Source organism: Streptomyces sp. 184, assembly GCF_045781775.1.
Lineage (GTDB): Bacteria > Actinomycetota > Actinomycetes > Streptomycetales > Streptomycetaceae > Streptomyces.
Genome location: NZ_CP123230.1, coordinates 3,903,051 through 3,918,628 on the forward strand (window position 1 = coordinate 3,903,051; position 15,578 = coordinate 3,918,628).

The window sequence follows — 15,578 nt, forward strand, 5'->3', positions numbered from 1 at the left end:
TCATCGCTGGACGTTCGCGGCGGGGACGCGGTCGTACATCGGGAGCTGCCGCAGCTCCAGCGTCAGCCCGGGGTTGAAGACGAAGGTCGCCGCCGGGCCGCGTACCCGGGAGCCGATGCCCGTCTGCCGGGCGAGCGCGCTGAAGTACGCCTGGCACGACGTGCAGGCGTCGCGGTTGACCTGGATCTCCGTCTTGTGCACGAGACCGGTGATCGGGTTGATGGTCAGCGGCGCGTACAGCTCCGCCTTCTTCTCCGCGTGCGAGGCGTCGGCGCTGCCGGGGATCCCGAAGTCCCGAGGGCCCTGCGAGCGCAGCTTGTAACCGGGCAGCCCCCGGGCGATGTTGTAGACCTCCAGGGCGCCCCGCGTCTGCGCAGTGTGGTCGGTCCGCACCCCGTTGGTGGTCAGCGCGTCGGTCCGGCCCTCCTGCTGCTCCGGCAGCCGCAGCGGTTCGAGGACGAAGACACCGAGGTCGATGGTGCGGGGCTGCCTGGGACCCAGGCGGCCCTGGGTCATCTCGTTCAGGGACTCGTAGATCCGCTCCCGGTACACCTCGTTGAGCACGGCCCGGGCGGTCCACTCCGCCCGCAGCTTCTCGCTCTCCTCCTCGATGCCTTCGAGTTCCGCCTCCGACACGCGCGGCTCGCGGACCGTCACCTGGCTGCCCTGGAGGACGCCGAGGGACTTCATCAGCCGGGCGGCCTCCAGGGAGATGAGCTGGGTCCGGTTGCCCGTCTTCACCTCGACCAGGGGCAGCGACGTGAGCCTGTCGGACAGTCCCTCCTCCCGCGCCTCCATGGGCCCGGAGGGCGCGGGCCTGTCGGTGAGCACCTCGCCGGACCAGTCCGGGTGGCCGACGATGACGACCTCCGGGATGACGTGGACGCCGGGCCCCGGCCCTCCCCCCTTCCCCCCGGCGGCCGGCTGCGCCGGCGCCGGTGTCTCCCGGCGTGCCTGGGTGCCGGTCGGATCGGAGAGCACCGCCGGGTTGTTCCGCGCGTACGCGTACACGTTGGGCCCGTCGACGAAGCCGGCCGGGTCCGGGCTCGTCCACCGCCCCAGCCACGGCGCGAGGTAGCGCGCCCCGTGGTAGGTGAACCCCGTCTCCTGATCCCGCTCCTTGCCCGTGAACCGGTACCGCTTGCGGCTGACCGTGCCGGTCTCCGCGTGGTAGGACGTGGTCCCGTACGGGTGGTACTCCTCGTAGCTGAGCACCGCCCCCTCCTGGTCCACCTCCAGCACCGAACCGCCCAGGTGGTCGGCGAACTGGTAGCGGACCACCGGGCGCGGCACCGGCACGGCCCGGCCGTCGCGCACCGTGACGGTCTCCACCAGCGCCACCCGCCCCGCGCCGTCCGCGACGTGCAGCGTCTCGCGCTCCTCGGCGGTCCGCCCGGCCGCCGTCCTGCGATACGTCTCGGTGCTCCCCAGGTACGTCCGCGTCTCGGTGGTGCCGCCGCGCCGGGTCGTGGCCCGCACCCGCCGGCCCGTCACGTCGTACTGGTAGTACGTGTCGCCGCCACCGCCGAGGGAGACGTGCGCGAGCCGGTTCTCCACGTCCCAGTCCAGCGCGGCCAGGTGCGGCATCGACGTGACGTTGCCGTTGGCGTCGTGGGTGTAGACCGCCGAGTAGGTGCCCTCCGGGTCGCCGGGCAGGCTGCTCGCCAGCAGGCGGTCCCCGTCGGCGGCCGTGTCGTGGCGGCGGGTCCAGCCGCCGCCGCTCGCGGTGTGCGTGACGGTGCGGAGGTTGCCGGCGTCGTCGTAGGCGTACGTCTCGGTGTAGGGACGCAGCGCCCCGCTGTCGTTGGCGTGAGGGACGGGCGCGTACGGCACGTCGGCCGGGCCGGGCTGGGCGGTCTGCCCGGCGTGCTCGCGGCCGGTCGCCGACACCAGCCGGTAGACCGGGTCGTAGGCGTAGGTGCGGCGCGCGCCCACGGCGGTGTTCCGGAAGAAGACGGTGTGCTGGGACGGGTCGTCGATCACCACCACGTTGCCCACGGGGTCGTACGCGTAGGCCAGCCGCTGCCAGGCCGCGCCGTCGGCGGCCGTGGTGTGCGCGGTGGCGAGCCGGAACGTGTCGCGCTCGTAGCCGTAGGCGGTACGGGCGCCGCAGCCGAACCCGATCCGCGTGCGCCGGCCGCGCTCGTCGTAGTCGATGCCGCTGACGATGCCGGTCCAGGTGCCGGCGCCCCGCACGGCCACCTCGACCCGCTCCGGCAGGCCGGCCACGTTGTACGCGGGCCTGGTGCGGCTGCCGTCCTGCTCGGTCGTCACCGTGGGGCGGTCGAGGGCGTCGTACGCGGTCGTGGACCGGTGGACGGCGCTCTCCAGCAGCGGGGCGGCTCGCGCCAGCGCCGCCGCGGGGTTCTCGACCCCGGCCAGCGCGGCCCAGTCGGGCTCGCCCGCGGGGTCGGCGCACAGCCGGCGCTCGGTGGCCAGCACGTTGCCCTTGAAGTCGACGTCCTCGGTGCGCACCGCCCCGGCCCCGTCGAACACCAGGCACAGCCGGGTGAGCAGGTTGCGGGCCCGGCCGTCGGCCAGCGACTCGCCGTAGTAGTAGCGCACCCGCAGCCGCTCGGTCTCCTCGCCCGGCGCGGTGGCGCTGGAGTGAGCCGGCCGGCGCAGCTCGTCGTAGCCCCACCACATCTCGCCGCCGCGGCCGTCCCAGCCGCGCACCGGCTTGCCCAGCACGTCGACCAGGCTCCACCGCTCGCCCGCGTCGGCGCCGACGGTGTGCGCGGGGTGGCCCAGCATGCCGAAGTCCTGGGTGAGGACCGTCAGCCGGCGGGCGTCGATAACGGCCCGCTCCCGGCCCTGGACGTCGCGCCGCACCTCGGTGGTGAGCCGGCTCCCGCCGCCGTTGTCCTCGACGGTCAGGTGGGGGCGGCCCAGCGTGTCGTAGCGGATCTCGGTGTACGTGCCCGCGTGCGCGAGCGCCTGCCGGGCGGCCCGCCCCTGCGGGTCGGTGTCCGGCAGCCCGGCCCGCTCGGCGTACCAGCGGCTGTCCCGCACGGTGTCGTTGCGGTCCCAGTCCTGCCGCTCCCACGGCGTGAACACCACCTCGGACCGGGTGCCGTCCGGGAAGTCGGTGCGGACCAGGCGGCCGAGGGGGTCGTAGCGCAGCACCGGCGTGACGCCCCGCCGGACGAGTTCGTCCTCGGTGTCGAAGCCGGCGTCGGGCGCGAAGTACGGCTCGTACCGGCGGATGGCGTTGCCCTTGTTGTCGTACACCGTGCGCCCGGTGCCCACCCAGCGCTCCGCGCTCCCGCCCGGGGCGGGTTCGGCACGGGCCTTCGTGAGGATGACGCGCCCGCTGCCGTCCAGGTAGGTCCACGTGTCCTGCCGGGGCGAGGCCGGGTCGCGGTGCCGCTCGCGGGTGGAGACGTGGAACCGGACGGGAGTCCGGGCGAGGTCGTACGCCACCGTGGCGGTCGGGTCGTCGCTCCCGGCCGCCTCCGGCGTGGCGGTGTCGAGCACGTCGCCGTCCGCGCCGCCTTCCTTGCCCATCACCGCGGTGGCGACGACCAGGCCGAGCGCGTCGTACCGCACGCCGCTGCGGTTGCCGTTGGGGTCGGTCAGCAGCCAGGGGCGCAGCACGCGGTAGTGCGGCCTGGCCTCGGCCCGGTTGCGCAGCGGGTCGTACACCCGCACGGGCAGCAGGTGGTGCTCGTCGTACTCGGTCTCCCACTCGGCGCCGAACGGGTCGACGTACAGCGTCGGCAGGTAGAACTCGCCGGGGTCGGGCACCTGCCGCCCCGACGGCGCCCACCAGCCGGCGCCCTCCGCCCGGCGCACGTAGCCGGCCTCGCGCAGCTCCGCGTCACCGATGCGGTCGCCGTAGAGGGCGGCGGTCTGGCCGGGGGCGAAGGCCAGCCGGTAGGACTGCCACGGCAGGGCGCGCAGCCCGGGGGAGCCGGGCGGGAGTTCGTCGGCGAGGTCGTCGGAGGCGTAGGTGGTGAGGGTGCGCGCGAGCAGCCGGCGCTGCGGCTCGCCGCCCGACAGCTCCTCGTGGTACGGGACCTCCTGCCGCGCCGCGTCCGCGAGGCCGGCGCGGAGGTCGCCGGCCGCGAACGGCTCGCCGGTCACGCGCGGCGCGACCCCGCCGATCTCGTACTCGCGGCTCTCCACGGGCACGCCGATCCGCCAGCGGTCCGCCGCGGCCGTGTCGTTGGCGACGACCCGCTCGGTCACGGTCAGCCGCAGCCGCCCCTGCTCGGGGTCGGCCGGGGACTTGCGGGGGTAGGCGATCCGCGCCGCCGCGAGGACGTTGCCCCACGTGTCGACGTCCAAGGTGACCTGGTGGACGGTGCGCGGATCGTCCGCCCGCCGCTCGCTGTACACCGTCAGCGACTCGCCGGGGTGGACGAACACCACCGCGTGCCCGGCCGTGCCCGCGGGCTGGACCAGGCGCACTTGGGGGCTCGACTCGACCACGGCGTACGGGCGCTGCTCCGCTTCCGTGCCGTCCTGGGCGTACGTCTCCGCCCGCAGCACCTGCCCGCGCAGCGCCCGCGCCGCCTCCCGCTCCTCGGCCGGGGTGAGCCCGGCCGGCAGCGGGGTGCCGGGCAGCAGCGGGCCGCCGCCGTACTCGTCCGCGTACGGCGTGCCGAGCCGGTCCCGGCTCGGGTACCAGCCGGTGTGCTGCCACCGCCGCACCACCGCGGGCGGCTGGTGCAGCTCGCCGGTGGCGGTGGTGAGGGCGTCGCGCTGCTCCACGTACCCGAAGCCGCGGAACTCCCGCTCGGAGCCGTCGAAGTAGCCGTGCCGGTAGCGGTAGGCGGCGGCCAGCTCGGTGCCGGCGACGGCATCGTAGGTGACGGTCGCGGCGACGACCTGGACGGGGAACGGCAGCCGGGTCGGCCAGGGCTCGCCGCGCGCCTCGTCGGCCAGGTGGAAGTCGGTGGAGGAGGCGTACCGGACGGTGGTCACGCGGCCCGTCCCGTTGTCCGTGCGGTTCAGCAGGTGCGGCTTGCCGCCGGCCATCAGGTCCACGTACCGCACCTGCGGCTCGCCGTCCGGGCGGGGCTCGGCGACGACCAGGCACGCCGTGCCCTGGCCGAGCACGTCCGCCACCGAGGCCGCGGCGAGGGCGCCGGTGTGCCGTACGCCGTCGACGTGCTCGGGCGGGCCGAAGGAGTTGCCCGCCTGGTTGAACCACAGCCGCACACCGTCCGGGCCGAGGTAGAGGACGTCGGCGGGCGCGCTGCCGTCGATGTCGGCGAGCCGGATCCGCCGCTGGTCGAAGCGGTCCGGATGGTCGAAGAGGGGCGTGTCGGACATGGCGACCTTGGGCCCGAAGCGGCCGTGGCCGAGGCTCGGCCAGTACGCGATCTCGCCGTTGCCGATCCGCACCAGGTCGGTCAGCCCGTCGCCGGTCATGTCGGCGAGGTGCACGCTCTGCTCGGCGTCGGCGAACAGCAGCCGCGGGCCGTGCTCTTCGGTGCGCCCGGCGGCGGCGGTCTCGGCGTCCCCGAACCCGTCGGCGCCGGCGGACGGGTACCAGGTGAGGCCGTCGTCGGCGGTGACGAGCACGTCGGCGAGCCCGTCGCCGGTGAGGTCGGCGAACCGCAGGTTCGCGTCGTCCCAGTCCAGCGACGGCAGCCGGCGGAAGGTCGCGAAACCGGCCCAGCCGCGGTCGGGGGTGCGCTCGTGGTACCCGGGGTCGCCGGTGGGGGCGGTGCGGCCGGAGCCGCTGCCGCCGAGCCGGACGACCGCGGGCCGCCCGTCGCCGTCGAGGTCGAGCAACTGCCGCCCCGCCGCCCCGCCCGGCAGCGGGTCGACGGGCCGGGGCGGGCCGACCCGGCCGCCGCCGAGGTTGCGCCGGAAGTACCAGGCGCCGCCCTGCTCGGCGAGGATGCCGGCGATCCCCTCGCCGTCGAGGTCCGCCCACCGGTACGGACCGTCGAGCGTGACGTCGCCGTCGTCGGACGTCAGGGTGCCCACGGCCGCGGACACGGTCCGCTCGGTGTAGCCGAAGGTGAGCCGGGGCAGGTCGGCGAACGCGTAGCCCCGCCCGTCCGGGACGTAGCCGCGGTGGGTGAGGGTGACCAGCTTGGTGGCGGCGGGGTCCTCGTCGTAGCCGAGCAGCAGGGCGCTCACCAACTGCGGCCGGGGCCCGAGTTCGGGGATCCGGTGGAACGTGAGCACGCGGCGGCAGAGGCGGTAGGTGCGGACCTCGAAGCCGGGCCGGCGAGTGGACCACGGATCGGCGCGCACCTGCCACGGACGGACCTCTTCGGGGGCGGGTGCCTCCTCGTGGTGCTCCCCGTAGTCGAGCACCGTCTCGAAGCAGAAGCCGGCGGCGACGCCGGGCTCGGTGTTCCCGTAGCGGATGCGCTTCAGGTGCCGGTTGGCGACGTACGTGCGGTTGCGCTCCTCGGGGGCGGAGGTGTCGACGCCGGCGCGGTCCTCGGCCTTGTACTCGTACACGGTGACGTTGCCGCGGTCGTCCGCCGTCTGCTGGAGCAGCCACCGGTACACGCGGCGGCCCGGGTCGGCGGGGTCGGCGACCCGGGCCGCCGGGTCACGCCCGTAGACGCTGGTGACGTTGTCCTTCGACGTCACCCGCCAGTGCAGGTCGCCGCTGTCGCGGTGGCGCCACTGCTCGATCCGCACGAACGCGCCCTCGGTGCGCGGCCGGTAGGCGGTGACGTCGTACGCGCCCTCGGTGCGGGGCGCGGGCACGGCGGCCGGCACCAGGTCCTCCGTACCGGACAACTGGAAGACGTCCGCGTCGAGATACCGCGGAAGCCCCTTGTCGGTGCGGCGGGAGATGGACGGCACGTCGAGCGACCAGCCCAGCCCGAAGGGCGAGTTGCCCGCCCCGGAGTCGTAGCCGAGCGCGAGCGCGGGTTCGGCGCCGCGGGCCGGCGACACGGCGATGGGCACGGACAGGGCGGGGGTCCCGGACACCGGGTCGGTGGTGAACTTCTCGCCCATGCCCCGAAGCGCGCCGCCGGCCTTGGGCAGCGACAGCGCCGGCAGTTCCCGCGACTCCCCGGACATCTGCCCGCCGGCCGCCGCGCCGCCGCCCGCGGCCGGACCACCCGGAACCGCCACGTCACCGATCTGTCCCTCACCCATACGTCCCTCCCCGGGCCGCCGAGCCGAGTTGTCGGCCCTCAGATTAGGGACGGGAAAGGGGCGGATCACTTGTCAAGACCGCATAGCCACCTGAAGGGGTGATCTTGCGAAGATTTCCTACACGCGGGGCTTTTACCTAGCTGTCTGGCATGGACATCGATGTCGTGAATACGTGTCCACATGGCCGCCCGGCGCGACGCGGGCGTGCTTCCGGCCTGCCGTACCGGCCGGCTCCCCGGGCCGGTTGGGTGCGCCGGTGGGTGAGCCTGTCGTGCGCCGGTGTACACATCGCCGCGGCGGTGTCAGTGGTGGCTGCGACGATCGGGCCATGACGAACTCCACCGCCATCGGCGCCTACTGGGACTCTCAGGCCGGCAGTTTCGACGACGAGGCCGATCACGGGCTGCGGGACGAGACGACGCGCGCGGCGTGGGCGGCCCGGCTGGAGTCGTGGATCGCGCGGCCCGCGGCCGACGTGCTCGACGCCGGGTGCGGGACCGGTTCGCTGACCTGTCTGCTGGCCGCCGCCGGGCACCGGGTCACCGGTGTCGACCTGGCCCCGCGCATGATCGAGCGGGCGCGGGCCAAGGCGGCGGACGCGGGACTGCGGGCCCGGCTGCTCGTGGGCGACGCCTCCGCTCCGCCCACGGGAGACGCCACCTTCGACGTCGTCCTGTCGCGGCATCTGGTGTGGACGCTGCCGGAGCCGCAGGCCGCGCTGGCGGAGTGGGTGTCGCGGCTGCGGCCCGGCGGGGTGCTTGTGCTCGTCGAGGGGCGGTGGGGCGGCGCCGACCAGGCCGCCGAGCCGTACGGGGCGGGCACCGGGGTGCTGCCGTGGAGCGGCGGCGTCGGGGCGGAGGCGCTGGTCGGCGCGGTGCGGCCGCTGGTGGCCGACATACGGGTCGAAGACCTCGGCGGCGACGAGCGGTTGTGGGGCGGGCCCGTCACCGACGAGCGGTACGCCCTGATGGGCCGGGTGTGATCCAACCGCCTGAAGCGGCGCTTGCGGACCGCTAAACCCCAGTGCACCCGGGTGCACCCATCGTGTGGTCTCCATGCTTGTGGGATCTAAGTGGCGGGCGGGGAGGGGAAACCGACGTTGGTGCAGTGAGCCGGATGGGTCAACCACCGGCCGCGCCCGCCGCGTTCGTCCCTGACGCGGCGTAGTCACTCCTCCCGTCGCAGACCGCGAGGGGACGACTCATGGAGGCAAGATGTCCGTACAAACGACCCCGGCTCTGACCCCCGTCCGGGCCGGCGTGGCCGAGAGGGCCGCGCTCACGGCGCTGGTCGACGAGCCGGAGGCCCCCTTCAGCGACGCGCCCGTGTACTCCCCGCAGGGCGGCGGAGTCCTGCTGCTCCTCGCCCTCCTGTCCCCGAGGCTCCCGAAGGAGTCGCGCCCCTCGTAACGGTCCCCGGGCCCCGGCCCGAAGAACCACGTCCGTGATCGACAGCAGAAGGTGAGCGCCCGATGTCGAATGCCGCACTGCGGGCCGACTACGCCCAAGCGGTGGAGCAACTGGCCGGGCGCGTCCTGGGTGTCCTTCGGGACACCCAGGTTCCGCTGCCGGCCGTGTCCGACACGGACCGGCCGGCAGACACCGCCGTACTGGCCGCCGTGCGCGTCCTGGGGCCCGACCTCTTCGCCCCGGCGCTCTTCTGCCGCCAGCCGCTGCCGCAGCCCGACCGGGAAACCCTCGGCTCGGCCCTGCGGGCCTTCCCGCCCCGCCCCGGCGACAGCGCCGAGGCCCGCTGGCGCGACCGCACCACCGCCGCGCTGCTCGCCCGCGGCGCGACCGGGACGCAGGCGGCCGTCCCGTACCCGGGCGAAGACCCCGAGGTGACCGACATGGCCGAGATGACCGAGATCGCCGGGATCATCGAGGACGCCGAGGACACCGAACTGTCGTGGCAGGAGCGGTCGCAGCGCATGGCGCGGCTCGCCCCGCTGGCGCTTCCGGAGGTGGACGGGCCCTTCCAGCAGCGGGCCCGTCGCCACGTCCGCGCGCTCAGCCGGGGCGCCGCCCGCTCCCTGATGCGCCGCGACTACCCCACCGCGGCCCGGCTCGTGCGCTGGCTCGCCCTGGCCGAGAGCCGCGGCGCCCCCTCCGCACTCGACCTGCCGACGGTGCTGGACCACCTGCGCCTGTGGGGCGCGGGCAACGCCCGCACCGCGCTCGACCTCGCCATCGCCAGAAGACTCCTGGCCCCAACCGAGGGGGACCCGCGATGACCGCCGACGGGCTGGCGGAGCCCGTGCGCACCACCGCGCTCCGTACGGGCACCCGCGCGCTGCGCTGGCTGCACCGCAACCGGGCGCAGAGCACCTTCACCGACGGCGCGACGGCCGAACTGGCCGAGCCCGACAGCGTCTACAAGCCGATGGCCGAGCTGGCGCTCGCCGCGTCCCTGGTGCTGCGCGACGCCGCGTTCCCCGCCGCGGAGCGCGACGCCGCCGGCGAGCTGCTCGACTTCGCCTGGGACCAGCTCCGCGGCGGCGACCTGCTCTACGAGCGGCAGTTGCGGTTCCCGGCCATGACCGACCCGCTGGAGACATACGTCCACTTCCACCGCGTCGGCTACCGCCACGAGCGCCTCCAGGCGCTGCTGGCCCACCTGTCCTCCCTCACGTCGTACCGCGAGTACGAGCACGTGCCCAACCGCCGCATGGCGGTGGCCAACGCGACCCGCGTGATCGGGGTCGCCGACCGGACCGACTGGCCCGCGCGCACCGCGGCCACCTGGCTCGGCGCCACACCCGAGCCGTGGACCATGGACTGGATGACGGCGTACCACATGACCCACACCGTCTTCCACCTCACCGACTGGGGCGCGGAACCCCAGGCCCTGCCGCCCCGCCTGCGCGACTACCTGGCCACCTGGCTGCCGGTGTGGACGGACGTGTGGCTGGAGATCGAGGAGTGGGACCTCGTCACCGAACTCCTCATCGTCGACGCCTGCATGCCCGAGCCGGCCTTCGACCCGGTCGCCTGGCAGCGGCTGGCCGCCGCGCAGCACGAGGACGGGCTGCTCCCGCGCGACGGCCGGACCGGTACCGACGACGAGGACCGGCAGTTCGACGACCACTACCACACCGCCGTGGTCGCCACGGTCGCCGCAACCCTCGTCCTGACGCGCCTCGGCGCCTAGCCGGGCGGCGGCGACATGGCACTGCGCGACGAACCCCTCAAGGCGGTGGCCGCCACCGCGGAATCGCGCGCGGCGGTGGCCATCGCGGTGTCCGTGACCGGCGCGTACCGCACGCTGTGCCGCGGCGGCATCGACCGTACCGGCACCGCGTCCGTCACCGACCGCACGCGCTTCGAGGTCGGCTCGGTGACCAAGACGTTCACCGCGCTGCTGCTCGCCGACACGGCCGCGCGCGGCGAGGTCGGCCTCCGCGACCGGATCGCCGAACGCCTCCCGTACGCAGCCCTCCCGCGCGGCCACGGCCGGGCCATCACCTACGAGCACCTGGCCACCCACACCTCCGGCCTGCCCCGGCTCCCGCCCGGGCTGCTGCTCAAGGGCATGACGTCCTGGTTCGCCAACCCGTACCGGTCGTTCACGCCCGAGATGCTGCTCCCCGCGCTCGGCCGCGCCGTCGTGCACCACCCGCCCGGCACCCTCATGCGGTACTCCAACCTCGGCGTCGGCCTCCTCGGCCGGCTGCTCGCCGACGGCGCCGGCACCGACTACGGGACGATGCTCCGCGAGCGCGTCATCGACCCCCTCGAACTCGCCGACACCGGCACCACGGCCCCGGACGCCCCCGACGACCCGGACCACCGCGCCGACCCGGCCGGCCCGGACCCCGCGTACGCCGTCGGCTACTGGCACGGCCGCCGCCGACCCCCCTGGGCCATCCCGGCCCTCCCGGGCGCCGGCGCGGTCCGCTCCAGCGCCCACGACCTGATCCGCTACCTGCGCGCCCACCTCGACCCGGAGGACTCCGACGTACCGCGGTCGCTGCGGCTCCCGCTGGCGGAGGTCGCACGGATCCGCGAACTGCCCTCGGAGGACGAGGACAAGTCGGGCCTGGCGTGGAGCGTACGCACCCTGGAGGGGGCGACCCTGTACTTCCACTGCGGCGCCACCCGCGGCTGCACGGCGTTCGTGGGCCTGAGCCCGGAACGGGAGGTATGCGTCGCGGCCCTGACCAACTCGGGTCTGACGCTGCGGAGCCGGTTCATTCAGTCGGCGTACGTGCTGCTACGCGCGCTGGCAGTGGGCGAGGCGAAGTGACTCAGGGGGTGCGGGGGCGGGGGGTCCGGGTGACGGTGCCCTCGGGGAAGTGCTCGGTGCCTTTGACGGCGGTGGCCCGGTGGATCGAGATGGAGGTCAGGTCTGGCATGCCGCGTAGGGGTGTGAGGTCGACCTCGCGCTGCTTGCTGCAGGAAATGGAGAGGTCCGTGAGCCCGGGAAAGCGCGTGGGTAGCCGGGAAAGATTGCTGGGGGTGCGCTGCGAGACCAGATGCAGGCTGCGGAGTGTTGGAATTGGCGGCAGGCATCTGAGCATGGCCAGGTGAGCTTCGTGCTGTAGCCACAGATCCCGGAGTTGGGGAAGCTCTGCTGCGAGGGCGAAGTCCTCCATGGGGCAGCACAGGTTGAGGCTGTAGAGGTTGGGCCAGCGCTCGATGCCGTGCAGTCGGAGGTGCCGGTGCGCCGTCGGACCGAGCATGAGGTGGGTTAGATCAGCCTCTACGGGAAGTGCGCCGAGGTCGGGGTGAGGCACGTCTCCGTCCAGCATGAGTGTCTTGAGCCCGTGCAGTGAGGCCAGGCTCGTGAAGATTTCGGGATTGCATGCCGAAAGATCGAGATAGGTGACGTGGGAGTCGGCTAGCGGTGTGAGGTCTGTCAGGTTGTCACACTGAGAGAAACCAACCCCCTTCAGTGCCGTATAAGCGCGGAGGAAGGTCACGTCGCGCAGGGTTGGGTTGTCGGCCAGGGAAAGCCAGTCCACCCTCCCCGGGTCGAAGGCGGCGGCAATGGAGCCGGTGGGGATTTCTCCGTGGATCCTGACCTTTGTGATCCTGGCCAATGTGGAAACGGTGGCAAGTTGGTCGGGCGAGCGTACGTTGAGGTAGGTAAGTCCCGGGACATGGGCGAGGATATCTCGGGCGTAGTCCGCGGTGTCGAAGCGGTCCCATGCATTCTGAAGTGCCCCGGCCACCCCTTTACGATTGCAGGTGCGGAACCGCTTCAAGACGGCCAGGGCTGCGTCGCCACCGATACGGGCCGCTGTGTCCACGACGGCTGCTGCCTCGTCGTCTTCGAGACCGTCCGGCCCACTGAGCAGGTCCAGGACCACAGGGCCGACGGCGGCGAGGGTCTGCGCTTCCTCCCAATCCCGCGGCGGCAGCAGCGACCTGGTACGGGACCGCACTTCCTCCCGTACCTCCGGCGCCAGCTCCGTCGCGTGTTCCAGGCAGGCCGTCGCCAGCAGGTGCAGGCGTGTGCGGTGCTTCGGCGTGCGGTCCCCGCGGGACACCAGGCGGGTGAGAAGGCGCGCTCGTTCGTCCGGGCGGGCGTGGGCCGTGGCCATGCGCAGGACGTCTTCCCACTGGTCGTCGTGAGCGTGGCGGACCAGCAGGGGGATGTCGCGGGCCTCGATGGCCGCCTTCGCGCCCAGGTAGTCCTGGAACGTGCGGTGGACGAAGTCGACGGTGTCCGCGGCCGGCGTGCGCAGCAGGCCGCAGCGGGCCAGCAGGTGGGCGAGGACCTGTTCGGCGTCGGCCTGGTCGGCGACGGCGGGCATCGTGGGGAGGGCGTCGGCGATGAGGTCGGTGGCGAGGGCGCGGTCGAGTTCCGTCTGGCCGTTGCGGATGAGCCAGTACGCGAGGCGCTGGAGCAACTGGATGCTCTGCTGTTCGCTCAGCACCACCTCTTCCGGCGCCGTGATGTCGCGTTCGTCGTCGCGGCGGTGCAGCAGCATCGACAGCGCCGCCTGGTACAGCTCCATCCGGCCGTGCGGCAGGTGCCCGCGCCGGTCGCGGTGCAGTGCGCACACCAGGGCGCACAGCAGCGGGGTGGTCACCAGCAGGGCCAGGTCCCGCTGGGCGCGTACCGTGTCCTTCAGGCTCTCGCGCAGGCCCTCGATGTCGGCGCGTTCCGCGTCGCTGCCGGCCGTGGCGGCGACCGCGCGGTGCCAGCGGTCGACGAAGACCGCCACGTCCCGGTTGCCCATCGGCCGGATCGCCAGGTCGGTGAAGTCGCTGTCGGCCAGCCAGCCTTCGGGCACGGCGGACGGCCGGGTGGTGACCACGTACGTCGCCCGGGGGTAGGCGGCCAGCAGGTCGTACAACCACTGGCGGGCCCCCTCCCGCTTCGCCTGCGGGACCTCGTCCAGGCCGTCGATCAGCAGGACCGCACGGCCCGCCGCCAGCAGCCCGTCCGCCCAGCCGGAGGGCTGGGCCGCCGCCAGCGGGCAGCGGACGGCGGCCAGGTACTCCTCCGGGGCGGGCAGTTCGCCCCGCCGTACCAGCGTGCGCAGCGGCAGCCAGAACGGCACACCTCCGCTGAGCTGGTCGAGTTGCCCCGGCAACGTGCCGCCGGCCGTGGACACGGCCAGCCACTGGAGCAGCGCCGTCTTGCCGCAGCCGGCGAGCCCCCGGACCAGCACCCGCCGCAACCCCGCCAGCGCGTGCTCGGCGCGCTCCACCTGCACCTCGGTCCGGTGCCCCGGTCCGCCGGCAACGGCACCGCCGTCGGTGACGGCGGTGTGTACGGGGGTGGCCAGTTCGAGGCTGAGGTAGGCGGCGTCCAGCGGCCAGCGGGCCCGGTCGGGCCGCGACAGATCCAGGCCGATCATCGAGAGCATGCCGTGGCGTTCGGAGACGTACCGGCGGTAGCGCTCCTCGAATCCGGGCGCTTCGCCGACCGAGGGACCAGAGCGAGCAGCCGCGGTTTTCGGCAGCGCTCTGCCGCGTAGCTCCAGCAACTCCTCAGCGTTTGCGCCGAGCGCCCGCGCCAGCTCCACCACCGTGGTCTCGCTCGGCACCGCCGAACCGTTGAGCGCGCGGCTGACCGTCGTGTGCCCCAGTCCCGCCCGTCGCTCCAGCCCGGCCATCGTCAGCCGCCGCTCGGCCCGTAAGCCCCGTAACCGCCGGGCCAGTTCCGCGCGCGCCTCGTCCCGTTCTTCGCCCCCCCCGTCCGCCCGCACGCCCAGTTCCTCCCCACGGTCCGTACGCCCGCGTTCATTTTCGTACGCTCCGAATGCCGGCGTACGCCTCTCCGGCCATTTTCGTTCCCGACCGCACGCCCCGGGCCGGAAGGGAACAGACACATGCCCGCTTCGCCGACCACGCTGACGATCCTCGCGCTCGCCCTCCTCGCCGCCGGACTCCTGGCCCTCCTGGTCGCCGTGGGCACCGGGCTGCTGGCCCGCTGGGACGGCGCCTCGCCCCCCGCCGCCCTGCTGCGCGCCGGGGCCGCCTTCGGTGCGACCCTCACCGTGGCGACCGCGCTGCTCGCCCTCGTCGCCGGGTTGCTGTCGTGACCCCTGCCGCTACGCGTCCGACGCCTCCGACGCCGCCGTCAGCCGTGCGGCGATCGTCGCGACCGCCTCGCGCAGTTCCGGGCCGCCGTCCACGCGGAAGGCGAACGGCATCCGGGCCAGCCAGTCCCGTGCGTACATCGTCGGCGTGCTCGTGCTGCCGACCAGGACGCAGCCGTCGCCGGCCGGCTCCAGGCGGCCCATCGGGGGGCGTACCCAGCGGGCGACCTCCGCCGCGGGTGCGGCGAAGGTCACGCGGGTGGGGTACTCCCAGCCCGTGCCGAGGTTCTCCTCCAGGACCGCGACCGGGTCGAGGTCGTCGGGCGGGGTGAAGGGGCGGGTGGTCTGGTGGACCTCGCCGATGCGGTCGACGCGGTAGGTGCGGATGGCGTCCGCGCGGTGGGAGCGGCACAGCAGGTACCAGCGCCCGTGGCGGACGACCACCGCCCACGGGTCGACCAGCCCTTCCGACTCCCGCCCCGACTCGCTGCGGTACGTGACCCGCACGCTGCGCCGCACCGCGCAGGCCGCGACCAGGGCGCCGGTGGTGGCCGGGTCGGGGCGGGCGGAGTTCGGGTCGGGGGCGGCGGAGGCGTGGTCGCGCAGCGTCACCGCTTGGCGGCCGACGTTCTCCGGCAGGACCCGGATGACCTTGTTCAGCGCCTTGCCGACCAGCTCGTCCGCGTCGTCGAGCGCCGCCATGACCAGCGCCAGCGCCTCGGCCTCGGTGAAGACCACCGGCGGCAGCCGGGCACCGCGCCCCAGCCGGTAGCCGCCGTACGGGCCGCGGGTCGACTCGACCGGGACGCCCGCCTCGCGGAGGATCCCGACGTACCGGCGCGCCGCCCGCTCCGTGACGCCCAGCGCCCCGGCGAGTTCGCCGGCGGTCGTGCCGGGGCGGGTCCGGAGCAGCTCCATGGTGCGCAGCGCCCGCGCGGTGGGGCTGAGGTCGGCGGTCACACGGGCAGATTAGGCGGCGCCCGGGTAATCCGGAAGTGGA

Annotated in this window: 9 protein-coding genes; 6 read left to right on the forward strand and 3 right to left on the reverse strand. The window is 74.1% G+C overall.

Annotation, left to right across the window (positions count from 1 at the left end; all coding sequences use genetic code 11):
* Window positions 1-7,083, reverse strand: a complete 7,083-nt coding sequence (locus QBL21_RS16295) for a SpvB/TcaC N-terminal domain-containing protein (RefSeq protein ID WP_407562916.1) — start codon at window positions 7,081-7,083, stop codon at window positions 1-3.
* Window positions 7,084-7,411: 328 nt separating this feature from the next.
* On the opposite strand from QBL21_RS16295, the gene QBL21_RS16300 reads away from it, so the two are divergent.
* From QBL21_RS16300 to QBL21_RS16320, 5 genes are all read left to right on the forward strand, one after another.
* The gene (locus QBL21_RS16300) at window positions 7,412-8,065 is read left to right on the forward strand and encodes a class I SAM-dependent methyltransferase (protein ID WP_407562917.1); all 654 of its coding nucleotides are present in this window, start codon (window positions 7,412-7,414) and stop codon (window positions 8,063-8,065) included.
* Window positions 8,066-8,297: 232 nt separating this feature from the next.
* The gene (locus QBL21_RS16305; protein WP_407562918.1) at window positions 8,298-8,492 is read left to right on the forward strand and encodes a hypothetical protein; all 195 of its coding nucleotides are present in this window, start codon (window positions 8,298-8,300) and stop codon (window positions 8,490-8,492) included.
* Window positions 8,493-8,554: 62 nt separating this feature from the next.
* Window positions 8,555-9,316, forward strand: a complete 762-nt coding sequence (locus tag QBL21_RS16310; RefSeq protein ID WP_407562919.1) for a hypothetical protein — start codon at window positions 8,555-8,557, stop codon at window positions 9,314-9,316.
* Window positions 9,313-10,233: a DUF6895 family protein gene (locus QBL21_RS16315; RefSeq protein ID WP_407562920.1), complete on the forward strand. Its 921-nt coding sequence runs from the start codon at window positions 9,313-9,315 to the stop codon at window positions 10,231-10,233. The genes QBL21_RS16310 and QBL21_RS16315 overlap by 4 nt, the downstream gene beginning before the upstream one ends.
* Window positions 10,234-10,248: 15 nt before the next feature.
* Complete coding sequence (locus QBL21_RS16320) at window positions 10,249-11,328, forward strand: serine hydrolase domain-containing protein (protein WP_407562921.1); 1,080 nt, start codon at window positions 10,249-10,251, stop codon at window positions 11,326-11,328.
* Window position 11,329: 1 nt separating this feature from the next.
* On the opposite strand, the gene QBL21_RS16325 is transcribed toward QBL21_RS16320, so the two are convergent.
* The gene (locus QBL21_RS16325) at window positions 11,330-14,245 is read right to left on the reverse strand and encodes an NACHT domain-containing protein (RefSeq protein WP_407562922.1); all 2,916 of its coding nucleotides are present in this window, start codon (window positions 14,243-14,245) and stop codon (window positions 11,330-11,332) included.
* Between the two features lie 123 nt (window positions 14,246-14,368).
* On the opposite strand from QBL21_RS16325, the gene QBL21_RS16330 reads away from it, so the two are divergent.
* Window positions 14,369-14,581: a hypothetical protein gene (locus QBL21_RS16330; protein ID WP_407562923.1), complete on the forward strand. Its 213-nt coding sequence runs from the start codon at window positions 14,369-14,371 to the stop codon at window positions 14,579-14,581.
* A 9-nt stretch (window positions 14,582-14,590) separates the two neighbouring features.
* Here QBL21_RS16330 and QBL21_RS16335 read toward each other — a convergent pair whose 3' ends face one another.
* Window positions 14,591-15,496 carry a helix-turn-helix transcriptional regulator gene (locus tag QBL21_RS16335; RefSeq protein WP_407566449.1) on the reverse strand — a complete coding sequence of 302 codons (906 nt, stop codon included), beginning with the start codon at window positions 15,494-15,496 and terminating at the stop codon, window positions 14,591-14,593.
* Window positions 15,497-15,578: the final 82 nt, after the last annotated feature.